Source organism: Streptomyces sp. SID9727 (assembly GCF_010550605.1).
Classification (GTDB): Bacteria; Actinomycetota; Actinomycetes; order Streptomycetales; family Streptomycetaceae; genus Streptomyces.
Window position 1 is genome coordinate 43960 of sequence record NZ_JAAGNI010000233.1, and the last position, 21815, is coordinate 65774.

A 21815-nucleotide genomic window follows, 5' to 3' on the forward strand; every position below is an offset into this window, starting at 1 on the left:
CGTCAGGCGTGGGTGGCGTGCTGCGGCATCAGGTCGGGGCTGGTCGTGCGCGTGCTGGATGCGGCCGAGCGCGGCGCTGGCACCGAGACCGAGCCGTGGCGGTGGGAGGGTCCCGCCGTCAGGACCTGAAGGAGCCGGGCGCTCTCGATCAGTCCCATGTGGCTGAACGCCTGCGGGAAGTTCCCGAGCTGGCGCCGCTGGACGGGGTCGTACTCCTCCGCCAGGAGCCCGAGGTCGTTGCGCAGTTCCAAGAGGCCCTCGAACAGGGCACGGGCCTCGTCGATGCGGCCGGTCAGGGCCAGGCCGTCGACGAGCCAGAAGGAGCACAGCAGGAAGGCGCCCTCATCACCCTTCAACCCGTCCACCCCGGTGCGCTCGCCGCGAGTCGGGTATCGGCGCACGAGACCGTCAGGGGTGGAGAGTTCGCGGCATACGGCGTCCACGGTGCCGACGACGCGCGGGTCGTCGGGCGGCAGAAAGCCGACGCGGGGGATCAGCAGCGTGGCGGCGTCCAGTTCCTGGGAGCCGTAGGACTGCGTGAAGGTGTTGCGTACCGGGTCGAAGCCCTCGGTGCAGACCTCGTGGTGGATCGCTGCTCGCAGTTCGACCAAGGGAGCCGGGTCCATGTCGAGGGCGCCGGCTTCAGCCAGACGGATGGTGCGGTCGACGGCCACCCAGGCCATCACCTTGGAGTGCACGAAGTGCCGACGCGCTCCTCGGATCTCCCAGATCCCCTCGTCCGGCTCCCTCCAGCGCCGGGACAGGTGCTCCACGAGCCGCCGGTGCAGCACGGCGGTGTCGGCGCAGTGGGCCACACCGCTCTGGTGCGCGAGGTAAAGGGTCTCGATCACCTCGCCGTACACATCCAGCTGGAGCTGGTCGGCCGCGCCGTTGCCGATCCGCACGGGAGTCGAGCCCTCGTACCCGGGCAGCCAGGGCAGTTCCCGCTCGCGCAGGTCACGCTCTCCCGTGAGCCCGTACATGATCTGCAGGTTCTCCGGGTCGCCGGCCACCGCACGCAGCAGCCAGCGCCGCCACGCCTGTGCCTCCTGCCGGTATCCGGTGCCCAGCAGTGCGGCCAGCGTCGTGGAGGCGTCGCGCAGCCAGGTGAAGCGGTAGTCCCAGTTCCGGTCGCCGCCGATCAGCTCGGGCAGGGAGGTGGTCGGCGCCGCGACGATGCCGCCGCTCGGCCCGTACGTCATCGCCTTGAGCGCGATCAAGGACCGGACCACGGCCTCGCGGTAGGGACCCTCGTAGGTGCATTCCGTCGTCCAGTCCTGCCAGAAGGCGAGCGTCTGCGTGAGCGCGGCCTCCGGGTCGGGGACGTCCGGGGCGGCGGCGTGGGACGGGCACCAGCTGAGCACGAAGGCCACGCTCTGCCCGGCGGCGACGGCGAAGGCGCTGACGACGACGCCATCCTTCTCCACCTGCGGGACGCAGGTGTCGAGCCACAGTGCGTCCGCGCCGGCCTCGGCGACCATGCGCCCGCCGACCTCGTGGATCCACGGGCTGACGCTGCCGTACCCCGGCTTGGGACGCATGGCCGAGACCATCTCCACTACGCCGGACACGCCTTCGACGATGCGGATCACCTGCGGGGTACCGTCGCGCGGCGGCATGAAGTCCAGGACGCGGACCGACCCTGTCGGGGTGCGCCACAGCGATTCGAGGACGAGGGAGTCACCGCGGTACCGGCGCTCATCCACCGTCCCGGAACCGTCCCGGCTTACGGACGAGGCCGGTGCGATCTGCCAGGTGCCGTGCTTCTGCGTGCCGAGCAGGCCGGCGAAGACGGCCGGCGAGTCGAAGCGGGGCAGGCACAGCCAGTCGATCGAACCGTCGTCACGGACGTGGGCGCTGGTCTGCGTGTCGCCGATCAGGCCGTACTGCTCGATCCGTGGAAGCTGTTTCATCGTGTGGATCTCCGTGAGCCCTGCGGGTGCAGGGTGATATCGGGGGCCGCGGCAGCGGCCGGGGACGGTAGGCAGGAGGCTGGCCGGTCCTCACCGTGGTGAGGGGGAGCGCTGCCGGGCGGGGGCAGGTTCTCGACGGCCCGAGCCCGTCTGGCGGCCCGATCGCCGCGCAGCACCAGCCAGGCCATCGCCCCGAGGACCAGAGCAATGACGACGGCACCGGTCACCGTCATGTCCGCGGCACCGAAGCAGCCAGGGCGAGGCAGGCCAGGGCGAGGGCGAAGACGGCCCCACGCAGTACGTTGACCGGGGGCTTTCGCCAGTGCCACCGACCCTTCACCCTGCCTGCGCCGGCAGCGCCGCTCGCTACGTGGGCCGTCAGCTCGCGCGTGGCCTCGGCGAGTCTGACCAGGTACACCCTGCTCGGCATGTAGCCCTCGGGGATGCTCTCGGAGCAAAGCTGCTGCGCCCGCAGCAACGCGGAAGTCCCCTGAACGGTGCGTGCGCCCAGCTGGGCCACGTGGCCACGCAGCAGGCGTACGAGGTCCTCCACATCGGCAGGGCTTTCGGGCAGTGGCGAGTCCTCGCCCAGCACCAGCGTCACCGTCTCTGTCGCGGCCACCACGTGATCACGCTCCGCCGCCGGCGCTTCAGCAGCAGGCGCCTGTCGCCCGGCCCCGCCCGTGAACTGGCCGCTGGCTCGGCGAGGGGCCAACGAAAGGCGCATGGCGCTACTCCTCTTCACATCAGGCCAACCAGGGCTGGCCGCGACTCGTGCAGGGCTCATCGGGGTCCTCGGAGGTGGGCTGTGCAGCTGTGGGCGGCACACGGCGCTGTTGTGGCACGCGGCACCGACCTCGCCGTCGATCACTCGAAGTGACTGCGCGGTGACTAGCGAACACCTCGCCGTGAAGGCTTGGGAATGACTCCCAGATGACGTTGACCCGTCAGTAACCTGAATCGGGGTGCCGTTCGACCGGGCGGTCCTGCCATGCTGGGCGCCATGGCGACTCTCGATGGCAAGCCCGTATCCGCAGACGACCTGCTCTCCCTGGCGCTGACCAACGTCGGGCACTTCACGTCCATGCGCGTCGACACCGACGGGAGCATCCGTGGCCTGACGCTGCACATGGAACGCCTCGTACGGGATTGCGAGATCGTGTGGAACGCAGCCCTGAATACCGACCGTGTGCGCGACTACGTCCGCCAGGCGCTGGAGGGGCAGACCCTGCCGTGCGTCGTGCGCGTTTCGATCTATGACCCCAAGGTCGAGATGGGGCACCCGGCCGACGCCAACGAGCCGCACGTTCTCGTGTCCGTACGCGGTGCCGGCGCACTGCCTCCTGCGCCGCTGCGCGCGCAGAGCCTGGTGTACGAGCGCGATCTCCCCCAGGTGAAGCACGTCGGCCTGTTCGGAGCTCTTCACACTCGAGGCGCAGCCCAGCGCGCAGGCTTCGACGACGCCCTCTTCGTCGGCCGCGACGGCTTTGTCTCCGAGGGCGGAACCTGGAACGTGGCCTTCGTCGACCAGGAGGGCACCGTGGTGTGGCCCGATGCTCCTGTGCTGCCCGGCGTCACCATGGCCCTGCTCCAGCAGCAGGCCGAACACCGCGCGGCCACGGTCACCTTGGACCAGGCGAAGGGCATGGTCGCTGCCTTCGCCACGAACACCTCGATCGGTGTTCGGCCGCTCGCCGCGATCGACGACACCGAGTTCCCTGTGGACCATCCCGTCCTGCGGCAGTTGCAGGAGGCGTATATGTCGATCCCCGGCGAGACCCTGTAAGGCGACATCGTGGCGGGGGTGACCAGGTGGACCGGCCGAGAGGCCGAGTTGCTGCGCATGGCCATGCGCAAGAAGCAGAAGGACTTCGCCGACCTGGTTGGTGTGAACCCGCGCCAGGTCCCACGGTGGAAGCGACGCGGGGAGACCATCGAACTCGGACTCGACAACCAGGCAGCTCTTGACACGCTCCTGGCCCAAGCCCCACCTGACGTCCAGCAGCGGTTCGCTGCGCTGCTGACCGAACGTGCCGCTGCCGAGCACGACGAACGAGCCGAGGAACTGCTGCGCAGGGAGCCGAGTACCCGTCGGCACCCGGTCGACGGAAAGGTCATGGCCCTCGTTGAAGAGGGCATTTACCTCTCGGGGCCCGACAACCGCTCGGTGTGGCTGGAGCCGTTCCTCATCGACGTCTACCCGACGACCAACGAGGACTACGGAAGGTTCGTGCTTGCCACGAATCACCGACCACCACTGCACTGGCCAGATGGCCACTGTCCCGTCACTCTGGCCACCCATCCGGTGGTATGGGTCACCTGGCACGACGCCACCGCGTACGCCCGTTGGGCCGGCAAGTCGCTGCCCACTGCGCGGCAATGGGAGAAGGCGGCTCGCGGACCACGGGGGCGCATCTACCCCTGGGGCAACGAGCCGACCGCCGCGAAGGCGAACACGGCCGAGGCCGGCATCGACGCGACGACCCCCGTCTCCCGCTACCAGTCCGGCGTTAGCCCGTTCGGCATCTTCGACCTCTGCGGCAACGTCTGGGAGTGGTGCTCCACCGAGGAGGAGCCTGACAACGGCCGCTACCACCTGAAGGGTTCGGCCTTCACCTCTCCGTTCGAACGCGCGGCTCCGTCCCTGCAGAACACGGCCGCCGCGTCGATGAAGGACAACGACACCGGATTCCGCTGTGCCACGCTCGCTTAGCTCGGAGGCGTCGACGCTGATGCCTAACGTTCCGTGCAGCTCAGTTGCCGTCTGGACTAGCGGAATCCGCATCGTTGGTAGCCCAAGAAGGGCCCCGGGAGAGGGGTATGCGCCTTGCCTGTAGCCGTAGGTTGAGCGCGTCGCGGTCGTTCGATGCCCTACGGCCGCCTGCGGACCGACACCGCCCGAGGAGAGGATGTTGAACCGGTGATGACGTACGAGGTCGGAGCAGTCGCAACAGTCGTCGGCGGCCACACCCGCATTCAGGACGACTACCAGGGCGGGGTTGAGTCGGTGATCCGACTTAATGAGGCGTATCCCCTCGAAACGCTCCAGGGTATCGAGGAGTTCTCCCATCTGACGGTGACCTGGCATTTTCACCAGGCGCGGCCCGAGGACGTCCAGTTGCACGCGCGCAGCCCCCGAGGAAATGCGAGCTGGCCGGCCACAGGGACCTTCGTCCACCGCAACCACCGACGACCCAATCAACTGGCGGTCAGCTACCCGCGGCTGCTCAGAGTCGATGGCCGAGACCTGATCGTCACGGACCTCGACGCTGTCGACGGGACTCCCGTCCTCGACGTCGCGCCGTACTTCGAGCAGATGGGCCCGCGAGGCCCCATCCGTCAGCCAGCCTGGCCGGGAGAAATGCTCGCGTCCTACTGGGAAGACGCGATCGGATGTCCTCGGTCCTAAGCCGATGTCAACACGTGCAAGGAGAAGGCTAGCTGTGGTGGCACGGACCATGTCTGGCTGCCCGTCCTGGATGCTCATCGCGGCGTCTCAACGGGAGTTCCGCATGCCGCCCATGTGGTGAGTCCGTCGTCGCTCACGCCCCATTGCATGGCGAGCTGGTCGACCATGTGCAGGCCACGCCCGCGGGTGTCCTCGTCGTGTACGGGCCGCATCCGAGCAGGGGCGGAGTTCTGGTCGCTGACCTCACCCAGCAGGCGGTCCACGCTGCACTGCACCCGCAACTTGATGTCGCCGCAGCCGTGCTGGATCGCGTTGGTGACCAGTTCGGAGACGATTACGACGACATCAGCGGTCAACGATTCGGGTACCCGCCACAAGCGCAGCTGGGATGTGGTCATTCTGCGGGCGCTGGCGACACGGCAGCGTTCGGGGGCGAAGGCGGCGTCGAATCCCAACGCCGATGGCCGGGTGCGCCGGCTCTCGGAGTCCTGCCCGACAAGTGGGGCAGGGGTGCTCGTCGTCGAGTTCATCTCTGGCCTCCAGGTCATGCGCAGACTCCGTGATCACTTCGGCACTCTGCGCGATCACTGCAATGAGCGTGGCCAAGGTCGCGTACCGAAACCACCCACGAACTTCCCTCGGCTTGGCCTGGGCTTTGCCGAGGTAGCTGCGATATCCCATCGGGCTTCCCTCGACCTTGCTGAAAGGGCCTCCGGCCGGGCAGCTTGGGGTGGAAGTCGGTCTAGCGTCAGCCGAGTTGACGTGCTGGCGCACGAGGAGGGCAAATGCCGGTGCAACCCACCTTGTTCCGCGTCGAGATCGACCGGCGCGCGTGGAAGGACCACGTCGTCTTCCTGCGGCACTTCAGGAAGTCCGCTGTGGAGGTTGCCAAGCTCGATGGGATGCCGCACCTGGCAACGCTGGAGCCGGCGGCAGCCACCTTCGAGGCTTGGTACTACACCGCTCGGAAGCCGCAGAAGGACTTCCAGCGGGTCCTGACCCACATGCTCGGTCACAGCATCGACCAGCTCTGGGGGCCGGCCGCACAAGCGACTCCCGGCGCGGCGCCCGGCACGCCACACATTGACGTCCCTGCCTACCTCGGCACGGACCTGCGCGAGATGAGAAAGGTGGGCGCGATGGCTGCGCGACGCGCGATGCAGTTCACTCTGGGGGCCGAGAACAACCAGGTGGGAGAGGAGACACTGGGCTTCCTCCGCGATGAGGTGACCCGCATCGCCCAGGAGTACCCGCGGGTCCCCCTCCCCGAGCTGTGGGAGGATTTGGCCCAGGCGCAGGACGACGCCTTCCGACTCATCGAGGGTGGGCGGGCCCGGCCCACACAGGCCCGTGAGCTGCTGCGGATGGCCGCCATCCTCTCCTTCATGATGGCCAAGGGCAGCCACGACATGGGGGACCCGGCGACCGCCCGGATGCAGGCCCGCACCGCCGGCTTCTGTGCCCGCGAGGCCGAGGAACCGGCACTCGTGGCCTTGGTCGACGGGCTGAAGAGCCTCATCGCCTACTGGGCGGGGCAGCCCGAGGACGCCCTCCACTTTGCCCGTCAGGGCGCAGCCGCCGGGCATCAAGGCGGGAGCGTGTCCGTGTGGCTGCCCGGCCTCGAAGCCCGCGCCGCCGCGGTGCTCGGCGACGCCGAGGCCGTCCAGGAAGCCACCGTCCGCGCCGAACGCCTCCGCGAGGCGATCAGCCCCGATGCGCTGGACGAGCTGGGCGGTCTGCTGACCTACTCCCTGCCCAAGCAGCGGTACTACCACGTGGAGGCGGCTGTCCTCTTGGGCCAAGGCGACGACCGGCTGGGAAGGCTCGCCGAGGAGGCGGTGAAGGGCCTGAGCGACAAGGACGACCCGAACTGGGCTTTCGGCGACCTCGCCGGCTCCCAGTGCAACTTGGCCCTGGTCCGGCTCAACGGCGGTGACCTCGAAGGCGCGGCGGACGCCGTTCGCCCCGTGCTGGACCTGCCCCCCAGCTACCGCAACGCCGGCATCGTCACCTCCGTCCACCGCGTGCGCAACGCCTTGTCCACCGGCCCCTTGCGGGAGGCGGCCACCGGCCGGGAGCTGCACGAGGAGATCGGGCTCTACAAGCCCAACCGCCCCGCCCTGCCCCGGTAGGCGGCACGCCGGTACAGTCGCCGGCATGCACCCTGTCGCCCGTTCCAGCGCCCGCCTCGCCCTGCGGGAGACCGAATTCGGCGATGTGGACGGCGTGCACGCGGTCTACGGCAACGCGGAGGCCACGCGGCACCTCTCGTTCGAGCCGCGCACCCGCACCGAGGTGAGCCAGATCGTGGCCCGCTCGGTCGCCTTCGCCGCGGCGGAGCCCCGCACGGAGTACGGCCTGGCCGTCTTGGAGCGGGACACGCAGGACTTGGTGGGAGTCGGTCGCCTGGCGGTCGACCCCCACCAACAGCGTGCGGCTACGATGGGCTTCGCGCTGCGCCCGGACGTCTGGGGCGTCGGGTACGGTCTGGAGACCGTTCACCTGCTCCTCACCGTAGCTTTCCTTGACCTGGGCCTGCACCGTGTCTGGGGCGCCCGATCGCCGCTTAACAACGCATCTGCCCGCACCATGGCCGCTGCCGGGATGGTCGAAGAGGGCGTCATCCGTGGCCACATTCTGCGCAGCGGTCAGTGGAGGGACTCCGTCGTCCACGGCATCTTGGCGGAGGAGTGGAAGCCCTCTGCCTGACCCGCCCGATACTGCCCGTTGCGGTGTCGATAGCCCCTGCGTGCCCGGTCCAATACAGGGCCGCACACGCAGGGGCTATCGCTTAGAAGACCGCACGGGCCACACAGTGAGGCGTGCACCGTCGAGCGGCTGATAGCCATGTCGGGCCGGAGCCGTTGAGCCCTCTGGTAGCGGCTCCGGCGGGAGCCGGAGCCGCTTACGCGGACAAGGTCCCGTCGAGGTAGTCCTGTACCGGCTCGAACAGCCCGTACGGCACATACTCCGGGATGTCGCTGTGGGCGACCCAGGCGAGCTCGGCCAGCTCCTCGGTATCGGCGACGTGAGCTGTGCCGCCCACAATCTGGCAGGCGGTGTACGACATGAGGCGGCCCGTCTTGGGGTGGACGCGCTCGCCGAGCAGCTTGACCGCCTCCACGATCAGCCCTGTCTCCTCCTGGGTCTCTCGTACGGCGGCGGCCTCGCGCTCCTCGCCGGGCTCGACCTCGCCTGCGGGGAACTGCCAGGAGAGTTGACCCTCGCTCACCCGGCGGCGGACCATGAGCACACGGCCTTCCTGAACGACGATGGCGGCGGCGATGCCCGGCCGCTCGTCCGTGGTCTGCTGCGTCACGTCTGCTCCTCCAAGGCGGCCAGGATGGGTGGGAAGATCGTATCGACGGAGATGAAGCGGGGCACCGCGTTTCTGGGCACCCACATCACGTCGATGTTCTCCGCGGTGTCGCTGTTGGTGGCTTCGCCTGCCAGGTACTCGCAGAGGAAGTACTCGCACAGGACGCCGGTCGCTGGGTGCAGCCGGTTCCCGAGATGCTTGCGTACCGCGCAGTGGACCCCTGTCTCATCCAACGTCTCGCGAACCGTGGTGGTCTCTGCCTTACCGCCGGGCTTGATGACACCAGCCGGGAACTGCCAGGTGATCCCGGCGGCGTCGCTGTCCCGACGGCAGACCAGGAGGACATCGCTGTCGCGGACGACCACCGCGATGGCCACACGCAGTGCCTGCGCACCGGGTGGAACCGAGTCTGACGGTGCCTGCTCCTTCGCCAGCAGAAGCGCGAAGCGCTGACGCGCGGCGGGCGGGGCCTGCTCATGCGCCGTGTCGAGCAGCTGCTGCATCTCCCGGCGAGGCATGACAGACGCATCGGCATGCCAGGCCGCTACCGTCCTGACGGCGATGCCCAGGTGAGCGGCGAACTGTTCGTTCCCGAGCCGCAGAGCGGACTGCAGCAGGCACGCGTACCGGCCGCTCCAGCGCTCGACCACGTCCACGAGGATTGCCCCCTCTTCGCTGTCTTAGTGCAGGAACCCCGTCCGCCCAGACTGCACTCCCACTGCACCGGCACTGCATGGCCTCGCGCGAAGAGCTTCGGAAGAATCGAAGTCACCGGAAGCCGAGGAGCCACTGCCGGCAACTCAGCTCCTGAGAGACGTAACAAGAGGCGCGAGAGCATCGGACGACCACAGGGAGATTCTAGGTGCGCACGCTCAGCGGATAGCAGGTAATGGCAAGTTGGCCAGATCGGGACGCTGGCGAACCGGTCGTCGCTTCCTCACGGATGATCGCCCTCCCGGGGCCTTGCCCACACGTCTGAACCACCCGGTCAGCGCCGGTAACCTCAACGGACGACGGCTGATAGCACGTCACGTTCGTTTCAGGCACGGCGAAAGGAAGTTAATGGCCGAGGTTCAGGCACACACTGTCGAGCGCACGCTCGTCCTGCTCAAGCCCGATGCGCTGGCGCGTGGCCTGGCGGGCAGGATCATCTCGCGGTTCGAGGACGCCGCACTGAAGATCGTCGGCACGAAAATGAAGTGGATGGACGAGGAGTTCACCCGCAAGCACTACTTCGACCTGGAGGAGCGGCTGGGGGCCGAGGTCTACAACGTCACCTCGACGTTCATGCAGCAGGGGCCGGTCATCGCCCTAGTGCTGGAAGGCTTCGACGCGATTGCAACGGTCCGCAAGATCGTCGGTAGCACGTACCCGAACCAGGCTCCGGCCGGCACGGTGCGGGGAGACCTCTCCCACTACAGCTCGGCGGCCAGCATCGCCTCGGGCAAGGCGGTCGCGAACCTCGTACACGCCTCCGGAAACGCGGAGGAGGCCCAGCAGGAGGTGGAGCTGTGGTTCGACAAGGGCGAACTGCAGGACTACAAGACGCTGGCCGAGATCTACACCTACTAGCAGCGGGTCACGGCGTCACCGCAGGGATACCTGGGCGTTGATCACCACTGGGGCACGACCGTTTGAACCGAGAGGGCACCATGACCAACCAGACCCGCCTTGCCTCCACCGACGAGCTGGAGTCGATCTTCCAGCGCGAGCTGGCGACCGACCGCTGGGCAGCCACCGAGACCGCCTACGCCCTGGCCGTACGCCATCGCGACCTGGGTGACTGGCCCGCGTCGCGTGAGTGGGTCGAGCAGTGCCTGCGTCTGCTGGAGGGCTTCCCCGGCGAGACGGAGGAGCAGGTCGCCACCGCCCGTACGTCGGTGGGAGGCGTCTCCCTGCCGACTTACCTGCACGCGGGTGTCGTCGAGGCGCGCTTCGGCGACCTCGGCTGAGACCTACCGATTCACCTGGGGGATGCGGCCGGCCCCCGTATCGGCCGCATCCCCCAGATTGACCACCAACCTCATAGCGGCGCCCGACCGGACAGCCCCCGCACGACAGGGCCCGGCTGGCCTCGCCATGCCCGAAACGAGGAGATAGGCCCGTGGCCGTCGAGATCGAGATGCGTGCCCGCTTCACCAAGGAGATCCACGACCAGCTCGTCACCCGCCTGAAGGCGGACGGGGAGGACCTGGGCCCCGACGACAAACACATCTACTTCTACGTGCTCCCCGACCAGCTGCTGAAGGTCACCGACAACACCGCCGGCGGCACCGCCAAGATCACCCTGAAGGGCAGCAAGATCGGTCAGGGGGCGGCCTTCGCCGAGACCGAGTTCGCCATCGCCCCCGCCGACGTCCCCGCCGCAGTGAAGGTGTTCAACGCCCTCGGTTTCGAGACGACGATGCACGAGGCGTTCAATTTCCGTCACAATTTCCGCTTCGACGACGTCGAGATCGCGGTCAAGTGGAGTGAGGCGTGGGGCTACCACGCCGAGTTCGAGGTTCTGCTGGAAGACGGCGCCTCGGACGCCGCCCGAGCCGAGGCCGAGGCCAGGATCACGGACGTCGCTACGGCGCTCGGCGTGACCCTGATGACGGAGCAGGAGCTGGCTGACTTCACCGCCGCCTTCGAGGCGGCTGAGAAGGAACGCAAGGAGCGCGAACAGCAGGCCGCGCCGATCCGGTAGGGAGCATCACCGCGGAGACCACCAAGGGGGTGGGCACGAGTGAGCACGACCCCGTTGACCGCAAGTCTGATCAACCTGGCTGCCCGAGGGCAGCTCCCGCTCCACCAGCACATGGACCACGCGACCATCACGTGGATCAGCGACCACAGGCCCGACCTTCCGCCGACGCCGACACCGGCCCTGCGCCCACAGTCGAAGGAACTGCTCGCACACGGCGGAATGCCGACGCGGTGGTGGGCAGACCCCCGGCTGTACACGTCGCTCCACGGCGTGCGGCACGCCATGAGGACGGCGGCGCTCGCCGCCGTCCTCGCCGAGGCGAACGGCCTCGACGACGCCGACACCACCACAGCGATCCTCGCCGCCGCCGTACACGACTGCCAGCGACGCCATGACCAGGACGACCGCGGGCATGGCGCCCGCGCGGCCGTCTGGCTCGCGGCGAACGCCGACACCGTCTGGGGCCACTTCGGCCTCACCGCCATGCCTCGGCGGATCGTGCAGGCGGCCACGGCCGTACGGCTGCACGACATCCCCTACGAGGAGTTCGCGGCCGCTAACAAGGCCGACCACGCCCGCGCCGAGCGCATCACCGACCTGGTCAAGGCCGCCGACGCCCTGGACCGCTACCGCTTGCCCAAGCTCAAGTGGTGGCCCGACTCCCGGTACGTCCGCGAACCCGCCTTCGACCAACTGGGTGGGCTGGCCTTCGACCTGGTCCTGGTCTCGGAGCAGGCTTACCTCGCCGGGGCCAGCGGTCCCGCGGCCGTCCGCTACGCACTCGCCGAGAAGGGCCTGGTCTGACCATGGACTTCCTCGACACCTACCACCTGTGGGCCGACGCCCACGCCTTCTACGACTCCACCCTCATCAGCCCCTCCGACCACACCGGTCCGCTCGCCACCCAGACCGCCACCTGGGACCGACGTCTCGCCGAGGAGACACCGAACGGGCACCTGCTGCGGCAGAACGCCCTCTTCGATTCCCTGAGCGGTAACGGCAAGCTGCACCTGCTGCACGTCACCCACGCCCTGGAGGAGATCGGCCAGCAGGGGGTCCTCTACCCGTCGGGCGGATGCCTCGTCGGCAGCATCTACTGCGCGCCACTGACCGCGACCGACCAGGGGCTTCGGATGCACAATCTCGGCTCCTACGTCCTGACGAAGGAGGCGCCGGCCTTCCTGGCCAAGCTCGGCGTCACCGATCGCGTCCCCACCCCACTGATCTTCGAGATCGACACCCCGCCGCAGGCGTACCGCGGACTCGCCGGAGTGGACTACCTGCGCCTGGGCCTCATCCACTTACAGATCTACAGCCACCTCGAATACCTGCTGAGCAAGAACGAACGGCACCAGCTGCGCGAGACCGTCGTCAGCCGCGTCAAGAACTCATCCGCGTTCCTCGCCACCGCTGCCGGCGTCGCCTACCGGGGCACTCGGGTCGACGCCGAGCCGTTCCTCAAGCTGCTCGACGAGACGATCCCCCGGCTGCCGATTCTCGGCTACCTGTACTTCGAAGCGGTCGCCGAGTACCTGATGCTCCACTCGGCCTCCCGGCACACCCGGCGCCTGGCCGAGCTCGGCGAGCTGAACAACTGGCTGTACAAGGAGATGCTGTTTGCCTCCTTCCCAGCGATGGCAGGCAAGTTCGACCTGGCCAAGTTCCGTCCCCGCCCGAAGCAGCTGGCCGCGCTCATCCACCGAGTCGACCCGACCATCGACACCAACCACGCGAGCGCGTACCTGGTCGAACGGATCAGCTACCTCGTCGCCGCCCGCCTCTTCGCAGCCGACGAGGTCCCCGAAGCCTGGCACCACACGCGCTGGGAGTTCGACTCGCTGGCCACCCCGCTGGGACCGCTTCTCGGCCACCTCATCCACCGGGAACTGCGCACCTTCGGTCGCTATCCGGACTTCTACTTCTACTTCGACCAGCACAAGGCGCTGCAAGCCTGGAACTACTGGAACCACATGGACATCGTGGCTCCGTTTAACGGCACGATGCCCAAAGGCGAGATCGGCATCAACCCGGCCTACCCCGACCTCGACTACCGCGTCTGGCGCGCCGAACAGGACGACGCCGACCACCTTCACCCCGCCGAAGAGCTCGCGCTGACCATCGCCCCGCGGCTGGTGGACATCAAGTACACCCTCATGCGCAACAACCAGTGGACCGCCCCCGCGCCCAGCGCCGCCTGATCACCACCGCCGCCACACGCGGCCCACCCCACCCCGAGCAACCTCACACGCAGGAGATCCGTGATGAGTCCCTCCAGCATGCCCTCCGTCGACCTCCTTGGCGAGCAGATCGCCTCCGTCCTCGCCGACCCCGCCACCACCCACGGCCTCGCCCGCACCCTCCGGACCGCCGCCAAGGAGATCGCCCTCCACCGCTACCACCACGCCAGTCGCCGCGCCTGGCCCAACGGCCGCATCGACGACAAGCCCGACCGGGTCCAGATCGGCGGGGGAGGCCACCGCATCGATGGCTTCTTCAACATCGACCTCGTCCCGCCGGCCGACCTCCTGTGGGACATCCGCGAAGGCATCCCCCTCCAGGACGACAGCACCGTCGAGATCTTCTCCGAACACTTCCTGGAACACATCGACTACCCGCGCTCCGCGAAGCACTACGTCCGCGAGGCCCACCGCGTCCTCATGCCGGGCGGCCAGATCATCACCGGCGTCCCCGACGCCGCCTTCGCCCTCAACCAGTACCCCGGCCCCCTCGACGCCTCCGACGAGACAATCGAGCGCTGGTACGCCAAGCGCGACTGCCGCACCGACATCAACACCCGTCTCGACCTCGTCAACCTCGTCTTCCGAGACCAGGACGACGATCCCACGTACACCCCACACCTATGGGCCTACGACCACGAGAAGCTCGTCCAGTTCTTCACCGAGGCCGGCTTCACCACCGTGGAGCCCTGGACCTTCGACCCCAGCATGGCCAGCCCGAAGCGCCGCTGGGGCAGCGTCTACGTCATCGCCACGAAGTAGCCCACAGGCTCTCTCCGGGCCCGGGGCCCGGAGAGACTGCTGCAGGGCTGGATGACATCTTGGCCTGGCTCGCTGCGAGGCGGTTCAGTAGTTCTCCCGCACGTACTCATACGTTCGATCGAACAACTGCCCCTTGATCGGCAAGCTGTATTCCTTCAAGACAGAACGCAGCTCGCGACGAACGCGTTTGTCGCCCGCATCGCTCGCGCTCCAACCGGCATAGGCGACCTCGACGACGATCGAGTCGATCCGCGCGGCTATGTCAGGGACGATCTTGTGCAGCCCGGGCGGCGTGTTCTCAGCGACGATCTGAGTGAGCGCCCCACGCTTCGGATCGGCTAGCCGGTCGAGCGCCGCCTGGTCGCCCTGTTCCGCTGCTCGATCTGCGGCGACCACATCCTGAGCGATCTTCAGCGCCGCCTCGAGGAACGCCAGAGAATCCTCGACGGTTTCGATCGCCTTGGCACGGAGCTTCTCGATCCGCTCCGCCAGCGACTGGTACGCGGGGCTCTCGGTATCGGCGAGCCGACGCCTGAGGCGCGCCTCGATCGAGTCGAGGACCTCCTTGTACACGTCCTCGGCCTTCGACTCCGGCCTCTGCTGCTCGGAGAGTTTCAGCTGCTCGGCGATCTTCTTGACCAGCTCCAGGCCAGCAGCGTCGAGCGTGACTGTCTTCGACGGCATCGATTTCACGCCCACCTCGCTCATGTGGCCGTGAATCAGGTCTGTGGTCTTCGCGCCGAGACGGGCCCAGAGAAAAGTCTTGGAGACGTCCTTGGGCCGGATCGACTCGTAGACCTTCGCGAGCCAGAAGTACTGCCCTTTGAATGGCTGGAGCATCGGGTGCGGGTCGAGGAACTCCCACACCGTCTGCAGCGCTACGTAGGTCTCGATGAACTCGGTGCGCTGCGCGCCGCCCTCGGGAATCCGCTCATGGGCCTCGGCGAGCGACTCGAACGACGAGTCGCTGGTGTCAATGCCGCTGAACAGATGGAGCAGACGCGTGAGGTCGGCGACAAACTTACCCGCTAGCTTGGAGGCGTCAGTGACGTTGAGCTCGTCCTCTTCACCGTCCTTCACCTTCGGGTCAACGACAGCCCTGCCAATGGCCCTCGCGAGACCGATGTAGTCGACGACCCGCCCGAAGTCCTTGCGCTGACCGGTGACAGGGTTCTTCCACGGGCGGTTGGGCCGCGTGATCGTCTGGAACAGGTTCGTGTCCTTGGCAGGCTTGTCGAGATACAGCACGCCCTCAATAGGCGCGTTGAAGCCGGTCATCCACTTCGCGGTGACGACGATGAACGACATCGGGTCATCGACCTTCTTGAAGCGGCGCTTGAGCGCTTCCTCCTGCTCCGGTGTGAGCAGGTGCTTCTTGTGTTCCTTGGGGGTCTCCTTGCTGTCGGCGACGTGCATCACCACACCGACCTCACGGAGTCGTCCATCCGGCATGACCGCAGCACGGCGCTTCAGCTCGGTCTCGATTGCCTTGGCGTAGGCGATCACCAGGCGCTGGTTGTAGGCCACGACCTGAGCCTTCTGCCCCAGAGGCGCGACATAGGTAAGGAAGTGGTCGACGATGTCTCTGCACACGGCAGCCACGCGCTCGGGGTTGGAGAGGATCGTCTCGATGTGAGAAGCTTTTCCTGACAGAAAGACCTTCTCCTCCTCGTCCAGGCCCTCCTCCGTGGCCAGCTCGTCGAATGCCTCGTCCAGGGCTTCTTTGTCGAGGTTGAATCCGACAGACCGGCCCTCCACGATCACTGGCTTGGTGAACCCATCGGCGATCGATTGTTCCGGCGTGTACCGCGACATGACAAAGTCCGGGTCGTCCGGGTCGCCGAACAGCTTGAATGTCGAACGGTCCTTGTCCTGGATCGCGGTACCCGTCGCACCGAAGAACTTCGCGTTCGGCACTGCTGCGCGCCATGCGTCGCCGAACTTCCCCTCCTGTGAGCGGTGCGCCTCGTCGACGAGGACCACGATGTTTGACCGGTTGTTCAGGTGGCCGGCCTCAGCGAACTTGTGCACCGTCGTGATGATCACACCGGGTTCACCGCTGCGCAGCAGAGCGTGCAGCTCGCGCCGGTTGCGGGGCACCGTCATCCGCGGCATGCCGGCGGTCTCGAACATCTCCGCCGTCTGCCGGACCAGATCCTTGCGGTCGGCGATCACGATGACCGTCGGCGCGCTCCCGAACTTCCCCGTCACCGCGTCGTCCCGCAGTAAACGGGCGGCGGCGAACGCCATGAGTTCGGTCTTGCCCGATCCCTGGTGATGCCAGATCAGTCCGCCTGGACGGCCTGCGAGAACCTTGGCGTGGATCGCCAGCGCCGCCTCGAACTGCGGGTAACGAGGCAGGAACTTGATGTCGACCTCGGAGGCGTCCCGAGCGTGACGGAACATCACCAGGTCCTTGAGGATCGGCAGGATCGTCTCCGGCCGCAGCAGCAAGCGCGCGGCCCGCTCGACTCGAGCCGGACCCGTGACGGTTTTTGGGTCGTCCTCAGTGGATCCCCACGGGGCCCAGATCTCGGAGTCGGGGTCCGGGACCGCACGGATCGGGGCCATGCGGAACTCCAGGCCCTCGGTGGCGACGTTGAAGACGTTCGTCGCGAAGAAGTTCGGGTACTCCTCCTCGTACACGTCGTGAAGGTCCTTCGCGGCGTTGACCCATGAGACCTGATGCTTCACCGGTGTCTTGGTCTCGGCAACGACCAGCGGGAACCCGTTGACGTAGTAGACGACGTCGAACCGGCGCGGTTTGGTCGCACCGTTGATGGTGACCTCGTCGGCGACAGTGAAGCGGTTGTTGTCGAGGTTCTTGAAGTCGATCAGCCGACGAGGCACATGCCTGCCGTCGATCGTCGTGAACGAGTGGTCGCCACGAAGCATGACGGTCAGCCGCTCGTTGGCCGCGACGAGACCGTTATGCGCATCGAGGACAGCCTGATTAAGTTCATGCAGGACGAGGTCCGCCGACTCGGGGTCGTCGACCAGCTCCGGGTTCAGCGCGAGCAATGCTTCGCGTGCCCAGTCCTCAATGATGACGTCATGCTCATCGCGCGGTAGCTCGTCCCCTTGGAGACGCTCCCAACCGGCCTCCTCCGCCCACTCGAGCAGTGAACGCTGGATCGTGCTCGCTTCTGTCCAACCCATGTCAGGACATCCTCTCGAGCAGAGCGTCATAAGACTCGGGAATCTCGATCTCCTGGTTCAGGAGGGAGGTCAGAAGGGTCGAGCGGAGCGCTCTGAGTTGAGCGAGTTCTGTCTGGGCGGCAGCGCTCTCGGAAAGGAAGCTGTCCAAGACTTTTGCAACCACCCGCTGCTCGTCGACCGGCGGGGAAGGGATACTGAACGTCTCCAACTGAGCCTTCGTAAGAGCTTGCCGAGTGCTGCCGGAACCGGACATCACATCAAGGGCAGCCTTCAGATCCGAACGTCTGAGCACGTGAGCGAGGTACGACGGCTCGAGGACATCTCGGTTGCATCGCAAGATTGCGACGTGCTGGTTCACCCGTGCAGGTAGTGCTTCGTCCGGCACCATTGCGACCCGGTTTACTGAGGCCCCCGTGATGTTGATGAGGACATCGCTCGGTTCCACGGCTACGTTGTCGAGCAAGCGAGCTTGGTCGTCAAGGATCCTCGCCAAGCCATTCCACTCGAACCGACCGTCGTACACGTTCTGGGAGCGGATCAGCGAAACGCCCTCCATCACGTACGCGGCTTCACCTCCACGTGGGGTAGCTCCGCTACCGATTTTGGTCGTCAACATCTTCAACGGAACTTCAGGGCTATCCATTGCCCTCAGTAGCGAATCACGAGTTGCGTTGAGGACCCGCTCCGCCGCCACCTTCTCAATCGACAGACTTTGGACCAGCGCATCAACCGCGACCACGACGTCAACAATGCGGTACTGCTCCGGCAAGGAGGGGAGAGCAACTTCCATCGTCAAGAAGTCAGCAGGCTTGACTCGTTCACGCCTGCCGCCCATGCCGGTCGACAGCGCCTTCAGTTGCTCCCACAGTCGTTTTGTGGTGGTAAGGAGCCGGAAGTATTCGGGAAGCATTCGCTCACCGCACGTGAACGTCGGAAACTCTTGCGATGCGTAAACCTCGCCCAGATCGTTCGGCGCAACGGTGATCGCTCCTTCGAACGCCTTCAATCGGCTGTAGACGATCTGGTTTGGACGAATGCGATTCAGCGTCTTGTACGAGGTCTCATCGCCAGCGATCGGTTCCCGGAACAACAGACCCCGACCGCGGTTCAAGACACCGACGATGCCATAGGAGGTCGTCGCCGTGACCGGGACCGCGTCGACGTCCAGCGCGATGACCTCGTCGAGCCGGACCCGCTCCCACTCACTCACTGGGCACCCCGAACACGCTCAGGTCGACGCCTGCCGCTGCGAGCCGCTCGAACATGGCAGCCTCGGTATCCATCCGGTGTTGGCGAGCATCGGCATACGCGACGAGCGCTGCACCCAGATCGGCAGTTTCCTCGGCGGCAACCTTGATGTAGCGGCCGATGTTCAGGTCGAAGCCGTTCTGCTCGATTTCCTCGAACGGCACCAGCCGGACGTTCGCACCACCCTCACCGTCTGGGTCATTACCTGTCTGGTACGCCTCGATGAGAGCCCTGACGTCATCCTCGGACATACGGTTCTGCTTTTTGCCCTTGACGAACCGGGCCGAGCCGTCGATGAAGAGGACGTGCTCCTTGCGTTCGACAGGCTTCTGATCACGGAAGATCAGCAGGCACGCCGGGATCGAGGTCGAGTAGAAGAGGTTGGGCGGCAGCCCGACGACGGCTTCCAGAAGGTCCTTCTCGATGAGGCCCTGGCGGATACTTGCCTCTGCGCCTCCGCGGAACAGCACGCCGTGGGGCATCACCACGCCGACACGGCCTGATCCAGGCTTCATCGATGAGACCATGTGCTGGACGAAGGCGTAGTCGCCGTTCTTCGCCGGCGGAACGCCGCAGATGGCTCGCGGGTCCGAAGACCAGCGGTCCGCTCCCCAATTCGCCAGCGAGAAGGGCGGGTTGGCGATCACGGTGTCGAACTGGCGGACGGCACCGCTGGGGGCCTTGAACGCTGGAGCGCGGAGGGTGTCTCCGCGCTTGATGTCGAAGTCCTCGATCTCGTGCAGGAACAAGTTCATCCGGGCGATCGAGGCCGTCGTCAGGTTGATCTCCTGGCCGTACGCCCTGAGGGTGCGGTGATCCTTGCCGGATTCGCGCAGCTGGTTGATCGTTGCGACAAGCATCCCGCCGGAGCCGCAGGACGGGTCGTAGACGGACTCGCCCGGCTCGGGCTGAAGGATCCCGACGAGCAAGTTCACGACCTCACGGGGCGTGAAGAACTCGCCGGCCTTCTTGCCCGACTCGTCGGCGAAGTTCTTCAGCAAGTACTCGTAGCCCGCGCCGAGCAGGTCGTGCGAGACCGTCGACGGATCGAGCCTGATCTTGTTGAACGCTCGGATGAGCCCCAGCAGGGCCGACTCCGGGATGCGCTCCTGGTTGCCCCACGAGGCGTCGCCGAAGACGCCGGCGAGCGAGCGGGGGTTGGCCATTTCGATTCGCTGGAAGGTCTTCGCGATCTCCGCACCGAGGTTGGTGACCTTCTCGGTGACCTCGCTCCATAGCGTGCCTTCGGGCAGCTCGAACCGGTGAAAGTCGGCCTCGATCTCGTCGTCGAGGTCGTCGCCGTACGCATCGAACGCCGCGTCGTGCTCGTGAACCCAGGTGTCGCTGATCCACTTCCAGAACAGCATCGGGAAGACGTAGGTCTTGAAGTCAGCGGGGTCGACGGGGCCGCGGAGCGCGTTCGCGGCGTCCCACAACCGGGATTCGAGCTCGTGCTGGGTGATCGTCACAGAGATGAGGTCCTTCGTTGAAGACGGTGCCCCGATTATGGAGGAGGCCACTGACACTTCGGGAGTCCGGTACGGCAGCCAGCAACGACCTGCACCCGCGTCGGGAACCCCGAGAGTGATCGCGTACGGACGGAGAGGGTGTTCTCTGCGTCTCCTGGGTCCGGGCGAGCGGCGGAGCCAGCGACTGCCCTACCTCGTCCTCGAAGACGATCCAGGCCGTCGCCCTCCGGCTCGGTGGCCTTACCCGCGGCCGGATCACATCTCGACCGAGTCGTCATTGCGCTCCGTCGCCTGTCGACTGGGCTGCTGCCAGCTCCAGCCGTGCCGCTGCAAAAGCCGCCAGGTGCCCTCGACCGTTGTACGAGACATAGACCAGCCAGCCGATCAGCGTGTTGATCCGCGTCGGCGTCAACCGCTAGCACTCCCAATCGTGAGCCAAGGCCCGTGCTTCAACTCCTGCTCTAGCCGAGCGAACTGCCTCGCTGAGCGGAGGTCTCCCAGGCTGCCCCTTCGAGAGGATTCCATTTTCGCGCTGTCACGCTGGACCCGACGCCGCTGCGCGACCGACTGCACGCTGATCCGCCGGACAGCTGCAAGCTCCACGTGTCTGGCCCTCGAAGCGCTCCACGCCTGAAGCCTCGAAGCTCCCGCGCGGTTCTCTCAGCGTTGGCCAGCCCGCCGCCCTGCGAGTACCTCCTCCCAGGGCTTGGTGCCGGCACGCAGCTGTCAGGCGAACGACCCCAAGGCGACCCGTCAAGTTCTGGAGTCGTCGCCGCAGTGCAGCGATCGAGGGCAGCGCTTGACAAGTCGCCTGAGTACCTGAGCCCGGTTTCCGCCGACATTGAGCTCTTTCCAAGCTGGTGACGATGACCGCGAGTTGGACGGGTCTGCACAACGACGAAGCCCCTGGTAGACGGGTTCTCGACCAAGATCACCCGTGTCTGCCAGGAGCTTCATGTGCTTGTCTACCCGTCGGCGATTGATCTGTCCAGCCGCACCCTGCGGTTCCTGACCGGACGGCTGGAGGCCAGGCGGCGGGAGATCGGGACGCGTTGGCGACGCCTTCCCGCCTCGCGACAGGCCCTGCTCGCCCTGGCCCACCTGCGATGCGGTGACACCTACGCCCAGCTTGCCGCCGGGTTCGGCGTCGGGATCGCGACCGTCTACCGCTACATACGCGAAGTCGTCGAGGCCCTGGCCGGCCTTGCCCCGTCCCTGGACGAGGCGATGCGGACGATCCGGGAGAAGGCGTTCGTCATCCTCGACGGCACCCTCCTGCCGATCGACCGCATCGCCGCCGACACCCCGTACTACTCCGGGAAGCACAAGCGCCACGGCATGAACGTGCAGGTCCTCACCGATCCGTTCGGACGGCTGCTCTGGGCCTCACCGGCGCTGCCCGGCTCGACCCACGACCTGACCGCCGCGCGACATCACGGGATCATCGAAGCCCTCACCGAAGCAGGACTCAGGTGCTGGGCGGACAAGGCGTACCAAGGCGCCGGCGGACCCGTCCGGGTCCCGTTCCGGGGCCGCCGCCTCAAGAGATGGAAGCGCCGCCACAACACCACCCACGCCAAGATCCGCTGCCTCGGCGAGCAGGCCATGGC

Annotated in this window: 21 protein-coding genes; 12 read left to right on the forward strand and 9 right to left on the reverse strand. The window is 66.8% G+C overall.

Annotated elements, in window-relative coordinates:
- Nucleotides 1-2: 2 nt before the first annotated feature.
- Both G3I41_RS14980 and G3I41_RS14985 read right to left on the reverse strand, forming a co-directional pair.
- Entirely contained in the window at nucleotides 3-1913 is a 1911-nt protein-coding gene (locus G3I41_RS14980) for a glycoside hydrolase family 15 protein (protein WP_164400693.1), read from the reverse strand.
- A 229-nt stretch (nucleotides 1914-2142) separates the two neighbouring features.
- Nucleotides 2143-2538 carry a DUF6415 family natural product biosynthesis protein gene (locus G3I41_RS14985; protein ID WP_343242131.1) on the reverse strand — a complete coding sequence of 132 codons (396 nt, stop codon included), beginning with the start codon at nucleotides 2536-2538 and terminating at the stop codon, nucleotides 2143-2145.
- Nucleotides 2539-2916: 378 nt separating this feature from the next.
- Here G3I41_RS14985 and G3I41_RS14990 point away from each other — a divergent pair, with 378 nt between their 5' ends.
- The 3 genes from G3I41_RS14990 (at nucleotide 2917) to G3I41_RS15000 (ending at nucleotide 5322) form a co-directional block, all read left to right on the forward strand.
- On the forward strand, nucleotides 2917-3699 hold the full coding sequence (locus G3I41_RS14990; protein ID WP_203601069.1) for an aminotransferase class IV family protein: 783 nt from the start codon (nucleotides 2917-2919) through the stop codon (nucleotides 3697-3699).
- 18 nt (nucleotides 3700-3717) lie between these two features.
- Nucleotides 3718-4626 (forward strand): SUMF1/EgtB/PvdO family nonheme iron enzyme, encoded by a 909-nt coding sequence (locus G3I41_RS14995; RefSeq protein WP_343242132.1) that lies wholly within the window; start codon nucleotides 3718-3720, stop codon nucleotides 4624-4626.
- Nucleotides 4627-4833: 207 nt separating this feature from the next.
- Nucleotides 4834-5322: an SAM-dependent methyltransferase gene (locus tag G3I41_RS15000; RefSeq protein WP_164400719.1), complete on the forward strand. Its 489-nt coding sequence runs from the start codon at nucleotides 4834-4836 to the stop codon at nucleotides 5320-5322.
- 74 nt (nucleotides 5323-5396) lie between these two features.
- Here G3I41_RS15000 and G3I41_RS15005 read toward each other — a convergent pair whose 3' ends face one another.
- Nucleotides 5397-5852, reverse strand: a complete 456-nt coding sequence (locus tag G3I41_RS15005) for an ATP-binding protein (RefSeq protein WP_164400695.1) — start codon at nucleotides 5850-5852, stop codon at nucleotides 5397-5399.
- 255 nt (nucleotides 5853-6107) lie between these two features.
- Here G3I41_RS15005 and G3I41_RS15010 point away from each other — a divergent pair, with 255 nt between their 5' ends.
- Nucleotides 6108-7454, forward strand: coding sequence for a hypothetical protein (locus G3I41_RS15010; protein WP_239081633.1), 1347 nt, complete (start codon nucleotides 6108-6110; stop codon nucleotides 7452-7454).
- A gap of 25 nt (nucleotides 7455-7479) precedes the next feature.
- Nucleotides 7480-8031 (forward strand): GNAT family protein, encoded by a 552-nt coding sequence (locus tag G3I41_RS15015; RefSeq protein ID WP_164400696.1) that lies wholly within the window; start codon nucleotides 7480-7482, stop codon nucleotides 8029-8031.
- A gap of 196 nt (nucleotides 8032-8227) precedes the next feature.
- Here the strand turns inward: G3I41_RS15015 and G3I41_RS15020 are convergent, their stop codons facing one another.
- Both G3I41_RS15020 and G3I41_RS15025 read right to left on the reverse strand, forming a co-directional pair.
- Entirely contained in the window at nucleotides 8228-8641 is a 414-nt protein-coding gene (locus tag G3I41_RS15020; protein ID WP_164400697.1) for an NUDIX hydrolase, read from the reverse strand.
- Nucleotides 8638-9297 carry an NUDIX hydrolase gene (locus G3I41_RS15025; RefSeq protein WP_164247194.1) on the reverse strand — a complete coding sequence of 220 codons (660 nt, stop codon included), beginning with the start codon at nucleotides 9295-9297 and terminating at the stop codon, nucleotides 8638-8640. Before G3I41_RS15025 ends, G3I41_RS15020 begins: the two co-directional genes overlap by 4 nt.
- A 406-nt stretch (nucleotides 9298-9703) precedes the next feature.
- Between G3I41_RS15025 and G3I41_RS15030 the strand changes: the two genes are divergently transcribed.
- The 6 genes from G3I41_RS15030 to G3I41_RS15055 all read left to right on the forward strand — a co-directional run bounded on the left by G3I41_RS15030 (nucleotide 9704) and on the right by G3I41_RS15055 (nucleotide 14329).
- Complete coding sequence (locus G3I41_RS15030) at nucleotides 9704-10213, forward strand: nucleoside-diphosphate kinase (protein ID WP_164400698.1); 510 nt, start codon at nucleotides 9704-9706, stop codon at nucleotides 10211-10213.
- Between the two features lie 80 nt (nucleotides 10214-10293).
- Nucleotides 10294-10593 (forward strand): hypothetical protein, encoded by a 300-nt coding sequence (locus tag G3I41_RS15035; RefSeq protein WP_164247192.1) that lies wholly within the window; start codon nucleotides 10294-10296, stop codon nucleotides 10591-10593.
- Between the two features lie 152 nt (nucleotides 10594-10745).
- Nucleotides 10746-11330, forward strand: coding sequence for a CYTH domain-containing protein (locus tag G3I41_RS15040; RefSeq protein ID WP_164400699.1), 585 nt, complete (start codon nucleotides 10746-10748; stop codon nucleotides 11328-11330).
- Nucleotides 11331-11369: 39 nt separating this feature from the next.
- Nucleotides 11370-12134: a hypothetical protein gene (locus G3I41_RS15045; RefSeq protein ID WP_164400700.1), complete on the forward strand. Its 765-nt coding sequence runs from the start codon at nucleotides 11370-11372 to the stop codon at nucleotides 12132-12134.
- Nucleotides 12135-12136: 2 nt separating this feature from the next.
- Nucleotides 12137-13528 carry a hypothetical protein gene (locus tag G3I41_RS15050; protein ID WP_164400701.1) on the forward strand — a complete coding sequence of 464 codons (1392 nt, stop codon included), beginning with the start codon at nucleotides 12137-12139 and terminating at the stop codon, nucleotides 13526-13528.
- Between the two features lie 63 nt (nucleotides 13529-13591).
- Nucleotides 13592-14329, forward strand: a complete 738-nt coding sequence (locus tag G3I41_RS15055; RefSeq protein WP_164400702.1) for a methyltransferase domain-containing protein — start codon at nucleotides 13592-13594, stop codon at nucleotides 14327-14329.
- Between the two features lie 84 nt (nucleotides 14330-14413).
- On the opposite strand, the gene G3I41_RS15060 is transcribed toward G3I41_RS15055, so the two are convergent.
- The 4 genes from G3I41_RS15060 to G3I41_RS36855 form a co-directional block, all read right to left on the reverse strand.
- A complete protein-coding gene (locus G3I41_RS15060; protein ID WP_164400703.1) occupies nucleotides 14414-17488 on the reverse strand; it encodes an HsdR family type I site-specific deoxyribonuclease in 3075 nt (1024 codons plus the stop codon).
- Between the two features lies 1 nt (nucleotide 17489).
- Complete coding sequence (locus G3I41_RS15065) at nucleotides 17490-18698, reverse strand: restriction endonuclease subunit S (RefSeq protein ID WP_164400704.1); 1209 nt, start codon at nucleotides 18696-18698, stop codon at nucleotides 17490-17492.
- Complete coding sequence (locus G3I41_RS15070; RefSeq protein WP_164400705.1) at nucleotides 18691-20205, reverse strand: class I SAM-dependent DNA methyltransferase; 1515 nt, start codon at nucleotides 20203-20205, stop codon at nucleotides 18691-18693. The genes G3I41_RS15065 and G3I41_RS15070 overlap by 8 nt, the downstream gene beginning before the upstream one ends.
- A 255-nt stretch (nucleotides 20206-20460) precedes the next feature.
- Complete coding sequence (locus G3I41_RS36855) at nucleotides 20461-20574, reverse strand: winged helix-turn-helix domain-containing protein (RefSeq protein ID WP_239081634.1); 114 nt, start codon at nucleotides 20572-20574, stop codon at nucleotides 20461-20463.
- Between the two features lie 588 nt (nucleotides 20575-21162).
- Between G3I41_RS36855 and G3I41_RS15080 the strand changes: the two genes are divergently transcribed.
- Nucleotides 21163-21815: transposase family protein (locus G3I41_RS15080; RefSeq protein ID WP_164400706.1), on the forward strand; the 653-nt coding region annotated here is incomplete at its 3' end.